Source organism: Aminiphilus sp., assembly GCF_029975095.1.
In the GTDB taxonomy this organism is placed as follows: domain Bacteria; phylum Synergistota; class Synergistia; order Synergistales; family Aminiphilaceae; genus Aminiphilus.
In genome coordinates, this window is record NZ_JARKPW010000123.1 from 13010 (window position 1) to 33645 (window position 20636).

The 20636-nt window shown below is 63.4% G+C and carries 15 protein-coding genes; 11 read left to right on the forward strand and 4 right to left on the reverse strand.

Annotation, left to right across the window (positions count from 1 at the left end; all coding sequences use genetic code 11):
• Nucleotides 1–82: 82 nt before the first annotated feature.
• Genes Q1K49_RS07400 through Q1K49_RS07415 form a run of 4 tightly spaced genes read right to left on the reverse strand, consistent with a single transcriptional unit; the run spans nt 83 to nt 4145 of the window.
• A complete protein-coding gene (locus Q1K49_RS07400; RefSeq protein ID WP_300524582.1) occupies nt 83–1108 on the reverse strand; it encodes a dipeptide ABC transporter ATP-binding protein in 1026 nt (341 codons plus the stop codon).
• Complete coding sequence (locus Q1K49_RS07405) at nt 1105–2235, reverse strand: ABC transporter ATP-binding protein (protein WP_300524585.1); 1131 nt, start codon at nt 2233–2235, stop codon at nt 1105–1107. The genes Q1K49_RS07400 and Q1K49_RS07405 overlap by 4 nt, the downstream gene beginning before the upstream one ends.
• 15 nt (nt 2236–2250) lie before the next feature.
• Nucleotides 2251–3210, reverse strand: a complete 960-nt coding sequence (locus Q1K49_RS07410; RefSeq protein ID WP_300524587.1) for an ABC transporter permease — start codon at nt 3208–3210, stop codon at nt 2251–2253.
• 14 nt (nt 3211–3224) lie between these two features.
• The gene (locus Q1K49_RS07415) at nt 3225–4145 is read right to left on the reverse strand and encodes an ABC transporter permease (protein ID WP_300524589.1); all 921 of its coding nucleotides are present in this window, start codon (nt 4143–4145) and stop codon (nt 3225–3227) included.
• Nucleotides 4146–4603: 458 nt separating this feature from the next.
• On the opposite strand from Q1K49_RS07415, the gene Q1K49_RS07420 reads away from it, so the two are divergent.
• The 11 genes from Q1K49_RS07420 (at nt 4604) to Q1K49_RS07470 (ending at nt 20596) form a co-directional block, all read left to right on the forward strand.
• Nucleotides 4604–5545 carry a tripartite tricarboxylate transporter substrate binding protein gene (locus tag Q1K49_RS07420; RefSeq protein WP_300524592.1) on the forward strand — a complete coding sequence of 314 codons (942 nt, stop codon included), beginning with the start codon at nt 4604–4606 and terminating at the stop codon, nt 5543–5545.
• Between the two features lie 9 nt (nt 5546–5554).
• Nucleotides 5555–6016 (forward strand): tripartite tricarboxylate transporter TctB family protein, encoded by a 462-nt coding sequence (locus Q1K49_RS07425; protein ID WP_300524593.1) that lies wholly within the window; start codon nt 5555–5557, stop codon nt 6014–6016.
• Between the two features lie 7 nt (nt 6017–6023).
• Nucleotides 6024–7502, forward strand: a complete 1479-nt coding sequence (locus Q1K49_RS07430) for a tripartite tricarboxylate transporter permease (protein ID WP_300524594.1) — start codon at nt 6024–6026, stop codon at nt 7500–7502.
• A 31-nt stretch (nt 7503–7533) separates the two neighbouring features.
• Nucleotides 7534–9150, forward strand: a complete 1617-nt coding sequence (locus tag Q1K49_RS07435; protein ID WP_300524595.1) for a Na/Pi symporter — start codon at nt 7534–7536, stop codon at nt 9148–9150.
• 171 nt (nt 9151–9321) lie between these two features.
• Complete coding sequence (gene phoU, locus Q1K49_RS07440; RefSeq protein ID WP_300524596.1) at nt 9322–10059, forward strand: phosphate signaling complex protein PhoU; 738 nt, start codon at nt 9322–9324, stop codon at nt 10057–10059.
• A 799-nt stretch (nt 10060–10858) separates the two neighbouring features.
• Complete coding sequence (locus tag Q1K49_RS07445; RefSeq protein WP_300524599.1) at nt 10859–12175, forward strand: O-acetylhomoserine aminocarboxypropyltransferase/cysteine synthase family protein; 1317 nt, start codon at nt 10859–10861, stop codon at nt 12173–12175.
• Nucleotides 12176–12816: 641 nt separating this feature from the next.
• The gene (locus Q1K49_RS07450) at nt 12817–13809 is read left to right on the forward strand and encodes an MBL fold metallo-hydrolase (protein ID WP_300524600.1); all 993 of its coding nucleotides are present in this window, start codon (nt 12817–12819) and stop codon (nt 13807–13809) included.
• Between the two features lie 9 nt (nt 13810–13818).
• Entirely contained in the window at nt 13819–15234 is a 1416-nt protein-coding gene (locus Q1K49_RS07455) for a DUF4147 domain-containing protein (protein WP_300524602.1), read from the forward strand.
• 174 nt (nt 15235–15408) lie between these two features.
• A complete protein-coding gene (locus tag Q1K49_RS07460; RefSeq protein ID WP_300524604.1) occupies nt 15409–16602 on the forward strand; it encodes an amidohydrolase in 1194 nt (397 codons plus the stop codon).
• 188 nt (nt 16603–16790) lie between these two features.
• Nucleotides 16791–18053: an HDOD domain-containing protein gene (locus Q1K49_RS07465; RefSeq protein WP_300524606.1), complete on the forward strand. Its 1263-nt coding sequence runs from the start codon at nt 16791–16793 to the stop codon at nt 18051–18053.
• On the forward strand, nt 18050–20596 hold the full coding sequence (locus tag Q1K49_RS07470) for a PAS domain S-box protein (protein ID WP_300524608.1): 2547 nt from the start codon (nt 18050–18052) through the stop codon (nt 20594–20596). Before Q1K49_RS07465 ends, Q1K49_RS07470 begins: the two co-directional genes overlap by 4 nt.
• Nucleotides 20597–20636 lie beyond the last annotated feature (40 nt).

The following is a 20636-nucleotide window of genomic DNA, read 5'->3' on the forward strand; positions in this document are numbered from 1 at the left end:
GTCCCCCCCTTCGCTGCCGAACCTTCTGCGGGCTTCCTCTCCCGCATATCTCTCCCCACGACACGACCGTTTCCAGGAATGTCTATGACGAGACTTTCCAACATGCCACGTAGTGCAGGGATGCGATCTCCGCAAGCCCCGGCGGAGGCATCTCCGCACACCGAGGTTCCGCGTAGCGGCATCGCGTCCGGAAGGCGCACCCCGAAGGCGGATCGAGAGGGCTCGGCACGTCCCCCTCAAGGACGATGCGTCTCTTTTCCCGCCCTCCGCCGCCGATGACGGGAATGGCCGAGAGCAGCGCCTGGGTGTAGGGGTGCTGGGGATTCCGGTAGAGTTCCTCCTTTTCCGCCACCTCCACGAGCCGCCCCAGATACATCACTCCCACGCGGTCCGACAGGTGTCGCACCATGGAGAGATCGTGGGCGATGAAGAGATAGGTCAGGCCGAACTGCTCCCGCAAATCCTCCAGCATGTTCACCACCTGGGCCTGGATGGACACGTCCAGGGCGGAGATGGGCTCGTCGCAGACGATGAATTCGGGATCCACCGCGAGGGCCCGGGCGATGCCGATGCGCTGGCGCTGGCCGCCGCTGAATTCGTGGGGATAGCGCATGGCGTGGTCCGGATTGAGCCCCACCCGACAGAGCAGGTCGTGAATGCGTTCGAGGCGCTCCTGCCCCTTGGCGAGACCGTGGATGTCCAGAGACTCCCCGATGATGTCCCCCACGGTCATGCGAGGATTGAGGGACGCGTAGGGATCCTGGAAGATCATCTGCATGCGCCGCCGATAGGGCTTGAACTGCTCTTCGGACAAGGCCGCCACGTTCACGCCGTCGAAGAGCACCTCCCCCGCGGTGGGCTCGTAGAGGCGTACGATCGCCCTTCCCGTGGTGGACTTGCCGCACCCGGATTCCCCCACCAGACCGAGGGTCTCCCCCCGGCGGATGAAGAAATCCACCCCGTCCACGGCGCGGAGCACCCGAGGCCGTTCGAACCATCCCTCCTTCTCCACGGAGAAATGCTTGACCAGACCCTTCACTTCGAGAAGCGGGCGTTCCAAAGGTACGGACGGAACGTTTTCCCTCGCCTTCGTTTCGACGACGCTCATCGGACAGCCTCCTTTTCCGGTGACGAGCGACCTTCCCGGGCGGCGAAGAGCCGCTCCCGGGCGGATGCGGGCGCTCCCGCGTCGTGGAGCCAGCAGGCGACGCGGCGCCCCGGCCCGGGACTGGAGAAATGGGGCGGGCGCTCCCGGCAGACGCGCAGTGCCAGAGGGCAGCGCTCCACAAAGGGACATCCCCGGGGAGGATGCAGCAGGTCCGGCGGCGTTCCTGGAATCGGCACCAGTCGATGTTCCGCGTTCCCCCGGCGGGAATAGCCGGGAAGCGCCCGCAGCAGTCCCACCGTGTAGGGGTGCAGCGGCGTCGCGAAGAGCTCCTCCGACGCGGCCTCTTCCATGACCTGACCACCGTACATGACGAGGATGCGCGAGCACACTTCGGAGACCACGCCGAGATCATGGGTGATGAGGATGATGGCGGTGCGGATCTTCGCCCGGAGATCGTTCATGAGGTCCAGCATCTGGGCCTGAATGGTCACGTCCAGCGCCGTGGTAGGCTCGTCGGCGATGAGCAGGGCGGGCTCGCAGGCCAGGGACATGGCGATCATGGCCCGCTGGCGCATACCGCCGCTGAACTGATGAGGGTAGTCCCGGACCCGTTTCTCCGGCGAGGGAATGCCCACGAGGCGCAATCCCTCCACGGCGCGCTCCCAGGCCTCTTTCTTCGAGATTTTCCGGTGGAGACGCAGCACCTCCACGATCTGCTCCCCCACGGTGAACACAGGATTCAGGGAGGTCATGGGATCCTGAAAGATCATGGTCAGGTCGTCTCCTCGGAGGGAGCGCATCTCCCGCTCGCTCTTGGCGAGCAGATCCTCGCCCCGAAAAAGCACCCGCCCCGCCGTGACCCGCCCGGGATAGGGGAGAAGGCGCAGAATCGACAGGGAGGTGACGCTCTTGCCGCTTCCCGATTCGCCCACGATGCCGAAAGCCTCTCCCTCTTTCAGGGAGAAGTCGATGCCCCGCAGAGCCTTCACCTCTCCCACGTGGGTGAAGAAGGAGGTGTACAGATTTTCGACCCGCAACAGCTCCGCCGTTTCCATTTTCCCGGCGGCAACGGAGCGGTCTTCAGGGGGATACGACCCGGCGGTCTGTTTTTTTTCCGTTCCGATCATCGCCCGTCTCCTCCCCTACTTCCGCAGCCGCGGGTCGAGGGCGTCACGGAGCCCGTCGCCGACGAAGTTGAACCCCAGCATGGTGATGCAGATGGATGCCGCAGGAAAAAAGAGCTGGTAGGGATAGGAGCGCAACCCCCCCAGCGCGTCCGAGCAGAGCGAGCCCCAGGATGCCATGGGCGCGGAAATGCCGATGCCGATGAAGCTCAGGAAGGACTCGGTGAAGATCGCTCCGGGAATCATCATGGTGGCCGTCACGAGAATCGGCCCCATGGCGTTGGGAATGAGGTGCCGCGTGAGGAGACGCCACGTTCCCGCGCCGAGGACACGAGCGGCGAGGACGAACTCCTGCTCCTTCAGGGCAAGGACCTGGCCGCGGACGATGCGCACCATTCCCACCCAGTACACCAGTCCCAGGGCGATGAAAATGTTGTGCAACCCCGTGCCGAGGAGCACCATGAGGAGGATCGAGTAGAGCACGAGGGGAATAGTGGAGGCGATGTCCACGAGACGCATGAGAATGTTGTCCCAGCGTCCTCCCATGTACCCCGAGAAACCACCGTAGAGAACGCCGATGACACAGCTCGTCGCCGTGGCGATGATCCCCACCAGCAGGGAGATGCGCCCGCCCATCATGACCCGGACGAAGAGGTCCCTGCCGTGAGCGTCCGTGCCGAACCAGTGCTCGGCGCTCGGAGATTCATAGGCCCGGTTCAGATTCTGCTCCCGGTAGGAATGGCTCGACAGGATCGGACCGAAGATGGCGAAGGCGAAGATGAGCGCCAAAAGCACAAGGCCGATGAGCGCCGTGGGATTGCGGCGAAAGCGGCGCCATGCGTCCTGGAGATAGGTGAGACTGGGGCGGCTGATGTGCTCCCCCTGCTGTTCCACGGCGGGGATGGGCTCCCACAGCTCGGGGGAGAGCGCCCCTCCCTCCGTCATGTCTGAAGTGCATTCCGGATATGGTGTGGTCATGGATCAGAACCTCCTCACTTGCCGACCTTGATCCGGGGATCGAGAAATCCGTAGAGGAGATCCACCGCAAGGATCGCGACGCAGAGAATGATGGACTGGAACAGGGTGAGCCCCATGAGCACCGTATAGTCCCGGTTCGTGACGCTCTCCACGAAGAATTTCCCCATGCCGGGAATGGCGAAGATCTTCTCCACCACGAAGGACCCGGTGATGATGGAGGCGATGAGAGGGCCGATGTAAGTGACCACGGGAATGAGGGCATTCCGGAGAGCGTGGCGGAAGACGATGGAGAATTCCGAGACGCCCTTTGCCCGGGCGGTGCGGATGTAGTCCTGTTGGAGCACCTCGAGCATGCTCGAACGGGTAAGGCGGAGAACGAAGGAAAGAGAGTATCCTCCGAGGGCGATCACGGGAAGCACGTAATGTTTCCAGGTTCGGAGGCCGAAGGAGGGAAACCAGTTCAACCTTGCGCTGAAGACGTAGATGAGCAGCGTCGCCAGAACGAAACTCGGAATGGTCTGCCCCAGCGTGGCGAGAAAGCGGATGAACTGGTCCGAGGCACGCCCGCTCCGGACCGCCGCGAGCACCCCCAGGGGAATACCAAAAAGAAGTACCACCCCCACGGCGAGGAGACCGACCTTCATGGACACGGGAAAACTCTGACCTATCATTTCCTCCACGGAGACGCCGACTTTCTGGAAGGATGGGCCGAGATCCCAGGTAAGAATGCCCTTGAGATAATCCACATACTGCTTCGGAAGGGGGTCGTCCAGGTGGTACTTGGCCTCCAGGGCCTTGATCACCGCGTCGGGAAGCTGCTTTTCCAACTGAAAGGGTCCCCCCGGCACCGCGTGCATCATGAGAAACGTGACGGTCACCACGGCCCAGATGGTCAACAGCACTGAGATGAATCGATTGAGCAGAAAACGAGTCAAACTCTTCCCCCCTTCTGCGTTTCCGGCTCGCAACGGCCGGGAGACGCGTCCTCATTATCGTCTTCTCCACCCTCGCGCAAGAAACATCCTGAGAGGATGTCCTTCCGAAATGGATGAAATTCTGTAATCTCTTCACTTTCTCTTGATCTCGGCATATTCCGGACAGTCCGACGCCTACCATACCCCATCGCTCCAGAAAAGGCAATTTCTCCCGTTGAACATTTGTCTTTAGTCCGACTAAATGTATATTGAACACATGACCACTCATCACATTCTTTGCCGTCTCTTTTTGGGAACACGCCTTCCCTCCGGCCTGTGCGGGGAGAGACAACCTCGCGGAAAACCATTCCGGAAGCGTTTGTTACAGAGCTGTTGCACACGTGCTAGAATGGGAACTGGAGTACCCCGTCCTCTTGCGGGCGGATGTCCCTGAATACACGTTGAGGAGGAGTCAGTCCATGAAAAGAACTTTTCTGTGGTGTGCGGTGGCGGCGTTTCTCCTTTCCCTGCCTTTTGCGGCCTTCGGAGCCTATCCGGAGAAGCCCGTGACGCTCATCGTGGCCTCCGAGCCCGGGGGCGGAACGGATACCATGGCGCGCCTCTTCGCGAAGTTCGCGGAAAAATACTTTCCCCAGCCCTTCGTCATCGAAAACCGCCCCGGCGCGGGAGGCCAGATCGGTTTCGAGGCTCTTGCCCGCGCAAAAAAAGACGGCTATACCATCGGCACGCTCTACACCCCCCACGTGGCGGCCCACATTTCCGCCAAGCGGGCAAAATACACCCTTGAGGACTTCGTCCCTCTCTTCAACTTCGTGTCCGATCCCGGCGTGGTCGTAGTGAACGCCGCAAGCCCCTTCAAAACCCTGGAGGATCTGGTGACGGCGGCGAAGGAGAAGAAGCTCAACGGTTCCACCTCCGGCCCCGGCGGAGATGACTTCTTCGCCCTGACGCAGCTCAACGAGGCGGCGGGAATCGAGATCAAGAGCGTTCCCGAAAAAGGCTCCTCGGGACAGAAGGCGGCGGTGCTCGGCGGACACGTGGACGTGGGCTTCATGAACTGGTCCCAGATCAAGCCCAACTTCCAGAGCGGCGAGATCCGCATCCTCGGCATCATGACGCCGGAGCGGACCGCGGAGCTTCCGGACGTTCCCACCTGCCTGGAACAGGGCTACCGGGTGATCTCCGACTCCTCCCGGGGATTTGCGGCTCCCGCGGGCGTCTCCGAGGAAGTCCTCAAGGCCCTCGACGAAACCTTCCGGAAGGTGCTGGACGACGCGGAATTTCAGGCGGCGGCGAAGGAGCAGCTCGAGATGAACGTCCTGGACGGCCCCGCCTACAAGGCGTATCTGGAGGAACTCCTCACCGTGACGGACAAGGCCTTCGAGAAGGAACCCTGGTAGGCGCTCCGCATGAGGCGCACCACGTCGGACGGACTTTTCGGAGCAGCCGGCCTGGCGCTGGCGGCGACGGTCGCCCTGGCGGCAACGGGCTTTCCCGAGCGCGCCGATGCGGCGGTGCGCTATCTGTACTTTCTCTCGCTCGTCCTCGGCCTGCTCTCGCTCCTTCTGGTGTCTCAAAGCCTTCTCCGCTCCCGAAGGGCAGCGGAGAAGGCTGCCTCCGCCTCCGTGGAATGGATCCGCGCACCACGCCTCTTCCTCGGCACGCTCCTCGCCATGCTCTGCTATGCATGGATCACGCCTCACCTCGGTTTTTTCCCCGCGAGCTTCCTCTTCATGCTCTGCCTCGGCTGGTTCCTCGGCTTCCGAAAACCACTTCTCCTCCTGGGGGGAACGGCGGGGCTGCTCGCCTTCATCTGGCTGGTCTTCGTCCGGTTTCTCGCCGTGCCCGTCCCCGGCGGGCCCTGGGGGTGACCGCGCCGTGACGGAGCAGCTCCTTCCCGCCCTGACGACCCTTCTGGAGCCCTCGGTGCTGCTTGCGGTCTTCACGGGCACCATCGGCGGCATTCTCGTGGGGGCCATTCCGGGGCTCACCGCCACCATGGCGGTGGCGCTTCTCATTCCCGTCACCTTCGGCATGAATCCCGCGGCGGGATTGGCGCTCATGGGAGGTGTCTACAGCGGCGGCATGTACGGAGGAGCCATTTCGGCGATTCTCCTTTCCACGCCGGGCACGCCCGCGGCGGCGGCGACATCCTTCGACGGCTATCCCCTGGCGCGCCAGGGCAAGGGAGGCATGGCCCTCGCGGTGGCCACGGTAGCAAGCTTCTGGGGCGGCATGCTCTCCACGGCGGCACTGCTCCTCCTCGCTCCTGCGCTGGCGCGGTTCTCCCTGCGCTTCGGCGCGCCGGAGTATTTTCTCCTCTCCATCATGGGGCTGGCGAGCATCGTCACCCTCACGAAAGGAAACATGGTCAAGGGGCTTCTCTCGGGTGTCCTGGGGCTCCTCCTCGCCACGGTGGGCATGGACCCCCTGTCGGGGTACCTCCGCTTCTCTTTCGGCGTGGTGGAACTCTACGACGGCATCTCCTTCATGCCCGCCCTCATCGGCCTCTTCTCGGTGAGCCAGATCCTGGAACTTACCGCGGAAAGCCGCATTCTCCAGGAGGTGGGAGCGGACCCGGCCACCCTGAAGCGGGAACCGCTCCCCAAGGGGTTGGCCCCGACCATCCTCCGGGGCGGCCTGATCGGGACCCTCGTGGGAATGCTCCCCGGCGCAGGCGCCACCATCTCGGCCTTCATCTCCTACAACGTGGCCAAGCAGCTCTCTCCGAAGCCGGAGACCTTCGGCAAGGGAAATCCCGTCGGCGTGGCCGCAGCGGAGAGCGCGAACAACGGATGCGTCGGAGGCTCTCTCATTCCGCTGCTCACCCTGGGCATTCCCGGCAACTCCGTGGCGGCGGCCCTCATGGGAGGCCTCCTGATCCACGGACTCATTCCCGGACCGGAGCTCTTCACCCGCTTCGGAGCCGTCACCTACGGCTTCATCCTCTCCCTCTTTCTGGCGAACGTGCTCTTCCTCGTACTGGGGCTCACCTGCGCTCCCCTCTTCGCGAGGGTGGTACGGCTTCCCAACGCGCTCCTCATCCCCGCCATCGCCGTTCTCTCCGTGGTGGGGAGCTACGCCATCAACAACGCCCTCTTCGACGTGTGGCTCATGCTGGCCTTCGGCGCGACGGGGTACTTTCTCGACCGGGCGGGGTTCTCCCTGGGCGCGCTGGTGCTGGGGCTCATCCTCGGCCCCATCGCGGAACTCGGCTTCGGCCAGTCCCTCATCATGTCCGACGGCTCCTGGCGCATCTTCTTCGAGCGCCCTCTGTGCCTGCTCCTCTGGCTCCTCATCGCGGCGCTCCTCATTCCCGCCTTCCGGAAGCCCCGCAGAGCAAAGGCATCGGCCTGACCGGCCGCACCTTTCGAAAAAGGCGCACACCATGGGGGATCGGGTCCTTTGGATTCTCGAAATCGTCGGGGGGCTCGCCCTGTTCCTCTACGGCGTGGAGGAATGCACCCGAAGCTTCCGACAGGGATTCGGCGGACGGGCGAAAGCCTACATGGCCGCTCTGTCGCGGCGGAAACCCGCGTCCTTTCTCTTCGGAGTCCTGCTCTCCGCCGCGGCCCAAAGCAGCTCCGTGGCCACTTCCTTCGCCCTGGGCATGACCGACGCGGGGCTTCTCTCCCTGGGCGGCGCGGTGGTGGTCATGATGGGCGCCAGCGCCGGAGCCACCTTCGTGACGCTCCTCCTCTCCCTGGAGATCGTCACCTTCGCTCCGCTGCTTTTGGCTCTTTCTCTGATAGGATCGCACCTGAGCGGTGGAGGAATCCTGGAGAAATGGAGCGGCCTGCTCCGGAGCATCGCCCTCCTGCTCACGGGCATGTTCCTGCTGAAGCTCGGTGTGGGCCCCCTGACGGCGGATCCGGAAACGCTCCGCCTCCTCGCCGCCGCCGCGGGCAATCCACTGACGCTCGGCATCGTCGCGATGGCGCTCACGACACTGCTCCAGAGCAGCTCCGCCGTGATGGCCCTGGCCCTCGCCCTGGCCGGATCGGGTGTGCTGGAGACCTCCGCGGCTCTCCCGGTGGTCCTGGGAGCGCATCTCGGCTCCACCGGAACGATTCTCCTGGCCTCCCTCGGAGGCAAGACCAACGCCCGCCGCCTCGGCGCCGCAACGTTTCTCTACAAGCTGGCGGGCACCGGAGCGGCCGTCGCGGCGGCGCCTTTTCTGGGACATCTCGCGGAGGGCGGAGGGACGAAAGCCGCCCTCGTGACGACCCAGATGGGAGTGGCCTGGCTCAACGCCCTGTTGCTCTTTCCCTTCTCGGAACGGCTGGAGGCGCGGACGACCCGCCTCTTCCGGGGGGGAGTCACCCGAATCGGCGAACCGCTTTATCTCAACGACGATCTTGTGGACTTTCCCCAACTCGCCCTTTTTCTGCTGAAGAAGGAGATGACTCGCCTGGCGAGCGCCCTGGAGGGATTCTCCCTGCTCCTCTTTCGGGACGGACCGGCCCGAAAGGAGGTCCTGCAGCTCCGGGAAGGCGTCACAGCCCTGGGAGAAACCTGCCTGGATTACACCTTCCGCGTCGCCTCCCCCGGAAACGATGCGGGGCTCCTCGCCGACCAGGCCCGCACCTCCTACGCCATGATCGCCCTCAAGGGATTGACGGACCTGCTCGCCCAAGGGTTCTTTCTCTTCTGGCAGGGCTCTTTCGCCCCTCTGCGCCCCATGCTCTCCGAGGACGCCCGATGGAGAAAACTGGAGGAACTGCTTCAGGATGTGCTGCGCCTCTCTCTCCGCGCCTTCGTGCTGGGCGACACCGCTTCGTCCAGAGAAGCCCAAGGACAGAAGGAAGCACTGGAGAAACAGGCGGAACTGCTCCGCCGCTCCCTGGCGGGCAGGGAACAGGGCACGGCGGGAGAAACGACGGCGCTTCTGGAGTATCTTTTTCTTGCGGGACGGATCGCCGGATCGGCGACGCAGGTGGCCAGGGCGGAACAGAACGAAGAACGTCTTCCGAGCCGGAAGAACGGAGAAAACGAACCTCTCTGAGAACGTTCGGACAGCGTTTCCCCAACACCTCGCCGTTCCGGGCTCTCCAAGGGGGGTATTTATGCGTGCGCTCCGGGTGCGACGCGCCGGTGAGGCCGGGACAGCACTGGACGGAGAAAGTTTTTCCCGATGGCCCGTCGCAGAACGGAAATGGAGCGGGAGGGATGTTCCATGGAGAGGCGAGAGATGCGAAACGATCCGATGGCACAGGTGGAATCTTTGCTCTACGGAGCGGACCGGGAGCGCATCCTCGCCCTGGTGGCGGAGATGGGGGAGTTGGCCGTCACTGCGGTGGAGGAGGCGGTGCACGCGCTTCAGGCGCAGGACGATGCGCGGTGCGACAAGGTGATCTCCGGCGATGACGCGGTGGACGAGCTGGAACATCGCATCGATCAGGAGTGTCTCGCCTCGATCGCACTCAGACAACCCGTTCGGGAGGATCTGCGCTTCGTCTTCGCGGTGCTCAAGAGCATTGCCGATCTGGAGCGCATCGGCGACCAGGCGGTGAACATCGCGGAAAAGGCCAAGGTCCTGAACCGGGCACCTCTGGTGAAGCCGCTGGTGGACATCCCCCGGATGAAGGACATCTGTGTCGCCATGGTTCGGGACGCACTCAAGGCCGCTCGCGAGGGAGATTCATCCCTCGCGGAGGAGGTGTGTCGCCGCGACGCCGAACTGGACAGACTGAAGGAGATGGTCTCGGAGGAACTGTTTTTTCTCATGGCAACCCGTTTCGGAGGCGACGCGACGTCTCTCCGGGGTGCGGCGGGGCTCCTGTGGATCACCCACCATCTGGCCCGCATCGGAGACCACGCCACGAACATGGCCGAACGGACCTATTATGCGCTGCGCGGCGAGGATCTGAAGAGTCGCCTCAAGCAGGAACAGGAAACACAGCACCACGGCTGAAGTCGCCAATTCCCCACATTGCGCCCTCCCGGCGGACGGCGGGTGCTTACGGCCGTCCGGGGTGTTCCGGGCATTCCGCACAATGGCGCCTCCAACCTCCGGGAGAACATGCGATTTCTGCACGAAGAAAGTTTCGTTTCGCCCTCCCGGCGGGACGACGGGTGCTTACGGTCGTCCGGGGTGTTCCGGGCATTCCGCACAATGGCGCCTCCAACCTCCGGGAGAACATGCGCTTTCTGCACGAAGAAAGTGCCGTTTCGCCCTCCCGGCGGACGGCGGGTGCTCTTCTCAGACCTTGAGCCCGCTTACGAATCGCTCGCGTCCGCTTCGGCCCTCCGGGGACCGTCGCAGAGCCGCCCTCCCTGGCGGCGCTGCGACTCTCCGGGGCATCCTGCCCCTCCGTCCCCTGCGGTCTCTCGCTTCCGCTCGCACGCGGGCCAAAGGATCTTCGAAGACCATCCCTTGTCCGCCCTTATCTCACCCTCACAAGGAATTCCGCTTGTTCGGCCCACAAGGTTCTCTCCCGTAAAAACCCCTTCGCTAAAGGAAGCTCTGAATAAAGACCTTTCGTCGCTTTCCCTTGACTCGGGTCGCATCAGGCTCTGCAAGGCGTCCTGCGGGGCTGATGCAGCCTTATCCAGAAGTTCCTAAATTCATGAGCACTCCCCTCTAAAATACTCGTCACCAGGAACTCCGGCGTTCGGCGGATCTGTCGTATCGTTGTGTTTTTTCGCCACTCCGGATAGAGTGATATCGCAACAGGAAACAATCGGTTCAACAACACCGAGGAGGCGAAAAAATGTCCCGAAACGACGGTCTTCCTGAAACACTCCGTTTCGATTCCCTGGCCATCCACGCTGGATACGAACCCGATGCGGCGACACTCTCCCGCACGGTGCCTATTTATCAGACCACGGCGTATCGATTCAAAAGTGCCGCTCATGCGGCAAGCCTTTTTGCTCTCGAAGAGGAGGGAAATATCTACACCCGCATCGGCAACCCCACCACGGAAGTGCTGGAAAAACGCATGGCGGCACTGGAAGGCGGCGTTGCGGCGGTGGCCTTCGCCTCGGGACACGCCGCCGTAAGCGGTGCCATCCTGAATATCGCGGGCGCGGGCGACGAGATCGTCTCCTCTTCCGCCCTCTACGGCGGAACGGCGAACCTCTTTGCCGCCACGCTTCCGCGATACGGCATCACCGTTACGTTCGTCGACTCCCGGAACCCGGAAAATTTCCGAAAAGCCGTAACCCCGAGGACAAAAGCCTTCTACGGCGAGGTCATCGGCAATCCCGACGCGCAGGTGCTGGACATTCAGGCCGTGGGCGACATCGCCGCCGAATGCGGCGTTCCTCTCGTCGTGGACGCCACCTTCGCCCCCCCCTGCCTCTGCCGCTCTCTCGAATGGGGCGCGAACATCGTGCTCCATTCCGCCACGAAATTCCTCGGCGGACATGGAACCTCCATGGCAGGCATCGTGGTGGACGGCGGCCGTTTCGACTGGGGCAACGGACGGTTTCCCTCCCTCTCCGAACCCGACCCGAGCTACCATGATCTGCGCTATACCGAAACCTTCGGCGCAGCGGCCTTTGCGGCACGACTCCGCACGCAGGTCCTGAGGGATTTCGGTGCCTGCCTGAGTCCGTTCAACAGTTTTCTCATTCTTCAGGGGATCGAGACACTCCCGCTCCGCATGGAGCGCCATTGCAGCAACGCGCTCGCCGTGGCCCGATTCCTGGAACGGCACCCTGCCGTCGCCTGGGTGAACTATCCGGGGCTTTCCTCCCATCCCGATGCGTCACTGGCAGAAAAATACCTCCCCAAGGGAGCAGGGTCGATCTTCACCTTCGGCGTCAAGGGTGGATTGGAAGCGGGACGACGCTTCATCGACACCGTTCGACTCTTCTCCCTGGTGGCGAATGTAGGCGACGCCCGTTCGCTGGTGATTCATCCCGCCAGCACCACCCATTCACAACTCGACAGCGCCCAACTCGCCGCAGCGGGAGTGCGGGAGGATACCATCCGCCTCTCCATCGGTTTGGAAGATCCCCGGGATCTTCTCGAAGACCTGGACCAGGCCCTCAGGAAGGCCACCGATCCCGGTGTTCTTTCCTAAACGCTTCGCCCCTGCGGACCCTGGAGGAACGCCGTGCCGCCCAGAGGAGAAGATCTTCTTCGCACCCTCTCCGGAATGCCGCGCCACCGAGAGAGAAAGAGCCTCTGAAGGAACACCATATCGCCCAGGCGGGGAGATCTTCTTCGCATCCTCTCCGGAATGCCGCGCCACCGAGGCAGGAGAGGGTAAGGCCGCCAAGGCCCTTTGGCCCGCGTGCGAGTGGAAGCGAGAGACCGCAGGGGACGGAGGGGCAGGACGCCCCGGAGAGTCGCAGCGCCGCCAGGGAGGGCGGCTCTGCGACGGTCCCCGGAGGGCCGAAGCGGACGCGAGCGGTTCGTAAGCGGGCTCAAGGGCCGGGTGGCCTTGCTCTCTCCCGCCGGACGGCACGAAGACAGCACGGAAACACACGGAAACTCTCCGCTTCTCAACTCCGTAAACCCAGGGGGAAGCGGAAGACAAAAACACACCGAAGCAGCAACCAGCGGGCAGGGTGGCCTTGCTCTCTCCCGCCGGTCGGCACGAAGACAGCACAGCGACCGCACGGAAACACACGGAAACTCTCCGCTTCTCCACTCCGTAAACCCAGGGGGAAGCGGAAGATAAAACAGACCCGCGCTCATGACCAAGGAGGTGCGATGAACATGATGGAGATCACAGGTAACGGTGTTCAGGCGGAGAAGACATTCGTCTGCTTCGAAGACATGCTGGACTCACTCTCCGTAACCGTCGTCGCGGAGGATTCCGTTCCCTACGAAAGCCCCCTGCTCGGGCAGCACGGACTTTCCCTGTACGTCGAGGCAACCCGCCAGGGCACGCGCTTCCGCTGCCTCCTCGACGTGGGACAGCATCCCGACGCGCTCGCCTTCAACATGGAACGCCTCGGCATCGACCCCGCCACACTCGACGCGATCATTCTCACCCACTGCCACTACGACCACACCAAGGGCGTCGCGACCCTGCTCCGCCGCACGGGAAAGAAAAACCTCCCCGTGGTGGGACATCCCACACTCTTCCGCCCCCACTTCTGCACGGCCCCTTCGCTCCAGCTTCTCGGTGTCCCCCCGGAGGACAGCCTCTCGGAAATCACCGCCGCCGGAGGTGTCTTCCTCGCCGTGGCCGATCCGCTCCAGCTGCTTCCGGGGCTCGTCGTCACGGGGGAAATCCCGAGAGTCTCCGGGTTCGAGCGCCCCCCCGCAGGACTTCACACCGTCGAAAACGGTGCGGTGGTCCCCGATGCGATGCGGGACGACTTGGCTCTTGCGGCATGCATCCGCGGACGGGGCATCGTGGTCCTCACCGCCTGCAGTCACGCGGGCATCGTGAACACCACGCGCTACGCCCTCGGACTGTGGGGGCCGGACACATTGGTACAGTGCGGCGGCAGTTCCGCCCTCGTCGGAATCGTCGGAGGATTTCACCTCGTGGAGGCCGACGACGAGTGCGTCGCCAAAACCGCCTCCGCCCTGGCGGAGCTGGAACCTCAATGGATCAGCGCCGGACACTGCACGGGCTGGAAAGCCCAGATCGGCCTCCAGGAACGCCTGGGGGACCGCTTTCGGCCTCTTGCGACGGGGTTGCGCTTCTTCGTGGAGGCACCTGCGGTCATCCAAGGCATGCCGGACACCCGTTCCTGAGGCGCCGCCGTGAATCCCCGGGAACGCCGTTCTTTTCTTCTGAAAATGGTCCAGGACTCCCTGAAGGAGATGACCTTCGCCCGGGCTCTTCCGGACCGCGCCTCCGTCACCTCCGAGGGGCTCCGGTGGAACGGCATACTCCAGGAGCCGCCTTATTTTCTCCTCGCCCTCGGCAAAGGGGCCCCGGAGATGGCCGCAGCCATGGCGGAACTCCTTCCGGAACACCTGTTCCTGGGAGGACTGGTGGTGACCAAGGACGGACATGGAGGACTCCTCATGGAAAAGGGACACCCCTGGACGCTTCTTGCCTCCTTTCCCCAGGAGGCACCGCCGTCTCCGCCCCCCCTGGTGCTCCGCGAGACCGCGCATCCCATCACGGACGCCCGGGCCATCGCCGCCGCAGAAGAAGCGCTTCACCTCCTGAAAAACCTTCCGCTCCGCTGCACCGTCATCGTCCTCCTCTCCGGGGGCGGTTCGGCCCTCTTCGAACTTCCCAGGTCCCCTCTGACGCTCGAAGACCTGGACGCGGCGAACCGTCTTCTCGTCACCTGCGGTGCCTCCATCACGGAGATCAACTGCGTGCGGAAACATCTCTCCGCCGTAAAGGGAGGCGGTCTCCTGCGGCATATCTTCCCCAGGAACTGCCTCTCCCTCCTCGTCTCGGACGTGGTGGGAGACCCCGTGGACACCATCGCGTCGGGCCCCACCTCGGCGGACCCCACCACCTTCGGAGATGCCCTGGATGTGTTGCGCCACTACGATCTGGAGACAACTTTTCCTCCAAGAGCGCTCTCCCTGCTTCGGGAGGGGCACCGCGCCGCCGCGGAAGACATGGACACTCCGGGCTTTCCCCGGGAATCCCTCGAAGAGACCGTAAAAAACACCGCCTCTTTCTCCGTCACCACCGAGGTGGTGCTGGGCAATCGGGCATTGCTGGAAAATCTCGGCCGCCGCCTCACACAGGCCGGGCTGCACACGCTGCATCTCTCCACCTTCGTCTCCGGCGAGGCCCGGGAAGTGGGACGTTTTCTCGCCGACGTAGCCCGTGAAATCCGCGCCTCTGGCAAGCCCGCACCTCTTCCCGCGGCGGTCCTCACCGGGGGTGAGACGGTGGTAACACTCCGAGGCAAGGGCAGGGGGGGCCCGAACCAGGAGACGGCGCTGGCCTTCGCCATCGCGGCCCGGGACCTCCCCGGAGCCACCCTGCTCTCCCTCGACTCGGACGGCACGGACGGCCCCACCGACGCCGCCGGAGGCATCACCGACGGGGCAAGTTTCGCCCGCATGTACACCGCCGGAATCGACCCGTGGAAGGCCCTTGCGGACAACGACGCCTATGCCGCCCTCGACGCGGCGGGAGATCTCCTCCGCCTCGGCCCCACGGGGACGAACCTGAACGACTGCCGGGTACTCCTGGTGGAATGACGTCCGAAAAATTTCCGCTTTGTGGTATAACCGAAAAATATCTCCGGAGTGGAGAAACACCCTTCTTCCGGAGAGGAGAGAATGCGCGCAACCGACTCCGGCCGTTGAAGAACGTGTCGTGCCTTCGATTCGAGAAGAACAAGAGAACGTGTCCACAGAAAGGAGTTTTCCACAGTGCTTGAACGAATCCGTGCCCGGGCGCGGGAACTCGCCCCGGAGATCGCCTCCTGGAGACACCATTTCCACGCCCATCCCGAACTCTCCTTCGAGGAGACGGAGACCACCCGCAGGGTGGTGGAATTGCTCCGCTCCTTCGGCTACGAACACCTCCGGATCGGCACGGCGGGGCTTCCCACCGGAGTCGTGGCCGACCTGAATCCGGACAAACCCGGACGGTGCCATGCGCTGAGGGCCGACATGGATGCCCTTCCCATGACCGAGGAGGGAACATGCCCCTATCGCTCGACGAACCCCAAAGCCATGCACGCCTGCGGGCACGACGCGCACGTGGCGATGCTCCTCGGCGCGGCCAGGATTCTCAAGGAAATGGAAGAGGACCTCCCCGGGCGGGTACGCCTGCTCTTCCAGCCTTCGGAGGAGTCACCCCACCGCAGCGGCGCCCGGGCGATGATCGCCGAAAACGCTCTGGCCGGAGTGGACACCATCTCGGGCCTGCACGTCTGGTCACCTCTCGAAAGCGGCACTCTGGGCTACCGCACCGGCCCTCTCATGGCCTCGGCGGATCAATGGGAGTGCACAATCGAAGGCAAAGGCGGACACGGAGGACTTCCCCATCAAGCTGTGGATCCCGTCGTTGCAGCCTCTCTGCTCGTCGGAGCGCTGCAGACCATCGTGAGCCGGGAGATCAATCCCCTGGACACGGCGGTCCTCACCGTGGGCAGGATCGAGGCGGGGATAACCTTCAACATCATCCCCGACAGGGCGGAAATGATGGGGACCGTGCGTACCTTCGACCGGGACGTGCGAAAGGACATTCAGGCCCGCATGCGACGCATCGCGGAGGGGCTCTGTGAAACGATGCGCTGCAAGGCCGATTTCCGTTACAAGGAGGTGCTGCCTCCGACGGTGAGCGACCCCGGTCTCGCGGCGAAAGCGGCCGCCCTGGCAAAACCCCTCTTCGGAGAGGACAACGTCCTGGAGATTCCTCCCGTCATGGCCGCGGAGGACATGAGCCTGTACCTTGAAAAAATCCCCGGGGTCTTTCTGTTCCTCGGCACGGGCAATGCCGCAAAGGGACTTACGCAGGCACATCACCATCCTCATTTCGACGTGGACGACGACGTTCTTCCCCTGGGCGTCTCGCTCCATTGTCTTCTGGCCTGGGCATCCCTGGCGGGCGCGCTGTAAAGGCCGAAATGGTCGTACCTACGGGGCGCACGCGCCTCGGCGCTCCGCATTTCCATACTTTCTGGAAGAAGAACGCTTGTGCGGTGAAAGCGGAATTTCTATAATAATGTTGCTCGTCACCGTTCTTTGTCGCAAGAGCGCCTTCCAGTATTCCGAACGAGCAAGGCGTACGAGGGGAGGAACGAACCTTGGGCACCGTCCACGTGGATGATCTCAAATCGGGCATGACGCTCGCAAAACCCGTCGTCGCTCCGAACGGACGCTTTCTTCTTCCCGAGGGAGCGGTCCTCAAGGACAAGAACATCCAGGTTTTCAAGATCTGGGGTGTCACCGAGGCACATGTAGTGGGACACGACCAGGAACGGATCGAGGAACAAAGCATCGCCCGCTTCAGTCCCGAGCATCTTCGCCTCGCCGAGGCGCATCTGGCCGTGCGTTTTCCCCAAAACGTCGCCGAATCGCACTTTCTTGCGGAGACACATCGTCTCTGCCTTCTCCGTCTGGCGGAACACCTCGCGGAGGGACGCCCGCTTCCGGAGCAACCATCGCTTCCGGAGGCACCATCCCAGGAAACGCGGGGTGCCTCCGGAAGAACACCTTCTCTTCAGGAGCTGGTGGAAGGCGAGGTTCAGCTCGCGTCCTTTCCGGACGTGTATTTCCGCATCCAGGAGGTTCTGGAGGACGCCCGGAGTTCCGCAAGCCACATCGCCGACGTGGTGAGCGAGGACACGAGTCTCACGGCGAAGCTTCTCAAGCTGGTGAACAGCTCCTTCTACGGCTTTCCCTCCCGCATCGAGTCCATCTCCCGGGCGGTGGCCCTCATCGGCACCAACGAACTCTCCACCCTCGCCCTGGGAATTTCCGTAGTGCACTGCTTCCGAAACATTCCGCCCTCGGTGTTCGACATGAAATCCTTCTGGCAGCATTCCGTGGCGTGCGGCGTCTTCTCCCGCATTCTGGCCCGGGAAAAATCGGGGCTCTCGGAGGAACGTCTCTTCGTGGCGGGGCTCCTGCACGATGTGGGACGCCTCGTCCTCGCCCGGAGCAGGCCACGCCAGCTCGCCCAGGCCATGGAGCTGAGCCGGAAGAGACGCATTCCGCTCTTCGAGGCGGAGCGGGAAGTTCTCGACTTCGACCATACCCAGGTGGGAGGACTGCTGCTCAGGACCTGGAAAATTCCGGGCGCCCTGGAAACGCTGGTGCGATTTCACCACGCACCTCTTTCGGCGCATCCCGCCGCGGAGGCGGCGGTGGTGAACGTCGCCGATGCGCTGGCAATCTCCCTCGCCATCGGCCGCAGCGGTTCCTTTTACGTCCCCTTCACGGACGACGAGGTCTGGGGCACGCTCCATCTTTCTCCGAGCGTCCTCTCTCCCACCGTCGCCCAGGCGGAACGTCAGATCAAGGAGATCACCGATCTCTTTCTCTCCTCCGAGGCCGTGGAAGAATGACCCGTAAGACGGGCGAGCGGCGCGAATCCGTACTTCGCGAGGAGATTCCGGAGCAACACCTGTCCGAAACCTCTCCGCCTCCGAAAGGGCGGGGAAAGAAAACGGCGCCTCCCCTTTCTCCGGAGGAACGCCTCGCCATCTACGCGGAGGAGAGACGCGCCGCCCTTGAAGCCCTGGGCGTCGCCGCGTCCCTCGCCCGCTTCGACACCGGCACGAGCCGCCTGGAGGATCTCCGGGCCATTCTCAAGGAAACCGAAAACCGGGCGAACATGCTCGTCCGTTTCAAGGCACTGACTTTCTACCTGGTGGACGAATCGGATTCCAGCTTCTACCAGGCTTATTGCAGCAATCTCCTGTGGGAGCGCTTCTTCGAGGAGGAACTGCAGCCCCTCATCGACGACCGCACCTTCGCCTGGGCCATCTCCCGGGAGCGGTGCGTCATCGTCTCTTCGAAAAAACGCACGGAGCGCATGCTCCTCCATGTCCTCGCGACCCCCTCCCGCACGCGGGGAATGTTCGTGGCCGTCCTCGATCAGGACAAGAAAACCATCCGGGACCACTCCCTCTCCCTCCTGTCGGTGGTGATGTTCACCGCCGCCGCGGCGCTGGAGAGCTTCTTCCTCTACAAGAACGTGCGGGAGCTGAACGCCAAGCTGGTCTCCCACATCCAGCACCTGGAGACCACCGAGAAGGAACTCGCCCGCTACCGCAACCGCCTTGAGGAAGAGGTGGGGGAACGCACGGTGGAACTGCAGAAGACGAACCGACGCCTTCGGGAGGAGATCCGGCAGCATCAGGAGACGGAACGTTCCCTCGCGGAGAGCCGCGAGCGCTTTCGGGCTCTCGTGGAAAATTCCTCCGACGTGGTGTGGGAGATGGACGGAGAAGGGCGTTTCACCTACGTGAGCCCGAAGCTTGAGGAACTTCTGGGCATTTCTCCCGAAAAAGTTCTCGGCATGCGCTTCTACGACACTTTCGACTGCGGTGAGGAGGAGCGGGAGCGGTTCCGGATCGGTCTGGAGGAGATCAAAAAACGAGGCGATCCTTTCACCCGGGTGGAATGCGCCTGGCGCGCCGCGGACGGTCGGCGCTTCTTCTTCGAGGCGAGCGGCCAACCCTTTTTCGATGAGGGGGGAACGCTTGCGGGGTACCGGGGTGTCAGCCGGGACGTGACGGAGGCCAAGAGCACCCTGGAACAAATGGCCTTCCAGGCGACGCACGACCCTCTCACCTCGCTCCCCAACCGTGCGCTCTTCGCGGACAGGCTCGACATGGCCCTCGCCCTTGCACGGCGCAAGGACGAGCTGGTGGCAGTGTTCTTCCTCGACCTTGACGGGTTCAAGACGGTGAACGACTCTCTGGGGCACGATGTGGGAGACCGCCTTCTCGTCTCCGTGGCGAACCGTCTTCGGGAGCAGATCCGGGATATGGACACGGTGTCCCGCATGGGAGGCGACGAGTTCACCTTCATTTTTCCCGGAGTGCACGACCGGGCCGAAACAGCCCGCATCGCCGAGCGGATTCTCGCCGCGGTGGCGGAGGAAATCCGCCTGGAAAGCGAGGAGAGCGCCCCTCCGCTTGACATCTCCGTGACGGCGAGCATCGGCATCGCCGTCTTTCCCTGGGACGGCGAGGACGTACAGACCCTGATGAAGCGCGCCGACGCGGCCCTGTACCGGGCCAAGGTACTCGGACGCAACGCCTACCGTTTCTGGAACGCTCAGGATACGGAGGTCTTCGGGGAGATCGTGGACGATGCGATGATGCGCAAACGTCTGGAAGAGCACCTTCAGGAGACGAGGGAGTTCCTCGACGCCGTGATCAACGCCGTGGGGCATCCCATCTTCATGAAGAACGAGGAACGCCGCTACGTGCTCGCCAACGATACCTATTGCCGTTGGATCGGGCGCCCCCGGGAGGAGATTCTGGGCAAGCTCCCCGAGGACCTCTTCTCCGCCGAGGACGCGGCGGCCTTTTCTCGGACGGATCTGCGCGTTCTCGAAACGGGGGAGTCCATCACCGCGGAAGAGAAGATCGCCGTAAAAACCGGAGCGAACGGCAAACCCCGGACGGTGCTCATCTCAAAATCCCCCTACACCGACGCAAAGGGGCGGCGCTACGTGGTGGGCAGCATTCTGGACATCACGGGCAGAAAGGCTGCGGAATACCTTCTCTCCCTCGGCGAGCACAATTTCCGCGCCATCTTCGACCAGGCGGCGAATCCCATGGTGATCCTCGATCCCGAGGGGCACTTTCTCGCGGTGAACAGCGCAACCCTCCGAAACCTGGGCTACACACGGGAGGAATTCCTCCGCCTCACCCCAAGAGATCTCGTTCCCGAGGGCCATCATTGCCTTTCTCCGGAAAATCTCGCCGTGGTCTGTACCAAGGGGAGCCTCACCTACGAAACGGTGCAGCGGAGACGGGACGGCACGCTCGTCCCCGTGGAGACCCACGCTGCCCGCATCGTCTTCGACGGCAGGCCCGCCGTGCTCGCCCTCAACCGCTTCCTGAAGGAAGACGGTGACAGGAACGAAACATGAACATCGGGGACACCGCACCTCGCACGGCATCCCCGATAGC

Excerpts from the sequence above, each read along its gene's own strand:
- Q1K49_RS07400 (WP_300524582.1), bottom strand. The coding sequence starts at position 1,108 with ATGAGCGTCGTCGAAACGAAGGCGAGGGAAAACGTTCCGTCCGTACCT.
- Q1K49_RS07405 (WP_300524585.1), bottom strand. The coding sequence starts at position 2,235 with ATGATCGGAACGGAAAAAAAACAGACCGCCGGGTCGTATCCCCCTGAA.
- Q1K49_RS07410 (WP_300524587.1), bottom strand. The coding sequence starts at position 3,210 with ATGACCACACCATATCCGGAATGCACTTCAGACATGACGGAGGGAGGG.
- Q1K49_RS07420 (WP_300524592.1), top strand. The coding sequence starts at position 4,604 with ATGAAAAGAACTTTTCTGTGGTGTGCGGTGGCGGCGTTTCTCCTTTCC.
- Q1K49_RS07425 (WP_300524593.1), top strand. The coding sequence starts at position 5,555 with ATGAGGCGCACCACGTCGGACGGACTTTTCGGAGCAGCCGGCCTGGCG.
- Q1K49_RS07435 (WP_300524595.1), top strand. The coding sequence starts at position 7,534 with ATGGGGGATCGGGTCCTTTGGATTCTCGAAATCGTCGGGGGGCTCGCC.
- phoU (WP_300524596.1), top strand. The coding sequence starts at position 9,322 with ATGGAGAGGCGAGAGATGCGAAACGATCCGATGGCACAGGTGGAATCT.
- Q1K49_RS07445 (WP_300524599.1), top strand. The coding sequence starts at position 10,859 with ATGTCCCGAAACGACGGTCTTCCTGAAACACTCCGTTTCGATTCCCTG.
- Q1K49_RS07450 (WP_300524600.1), top strand. The coding sequence starts at position 12,817 with ATGATGGAGATCACAGGTAACGGTGTTCAGGCGGAGAAGACATTCGTC.
- Q1K49_RS07470 (WP_300524608.1), top strand. The coding sequence starts at position 18,050 with ATGACCCGTAAGACGGGCGAGCGGCGCGAATCCGTACTTCGCGAGGAG.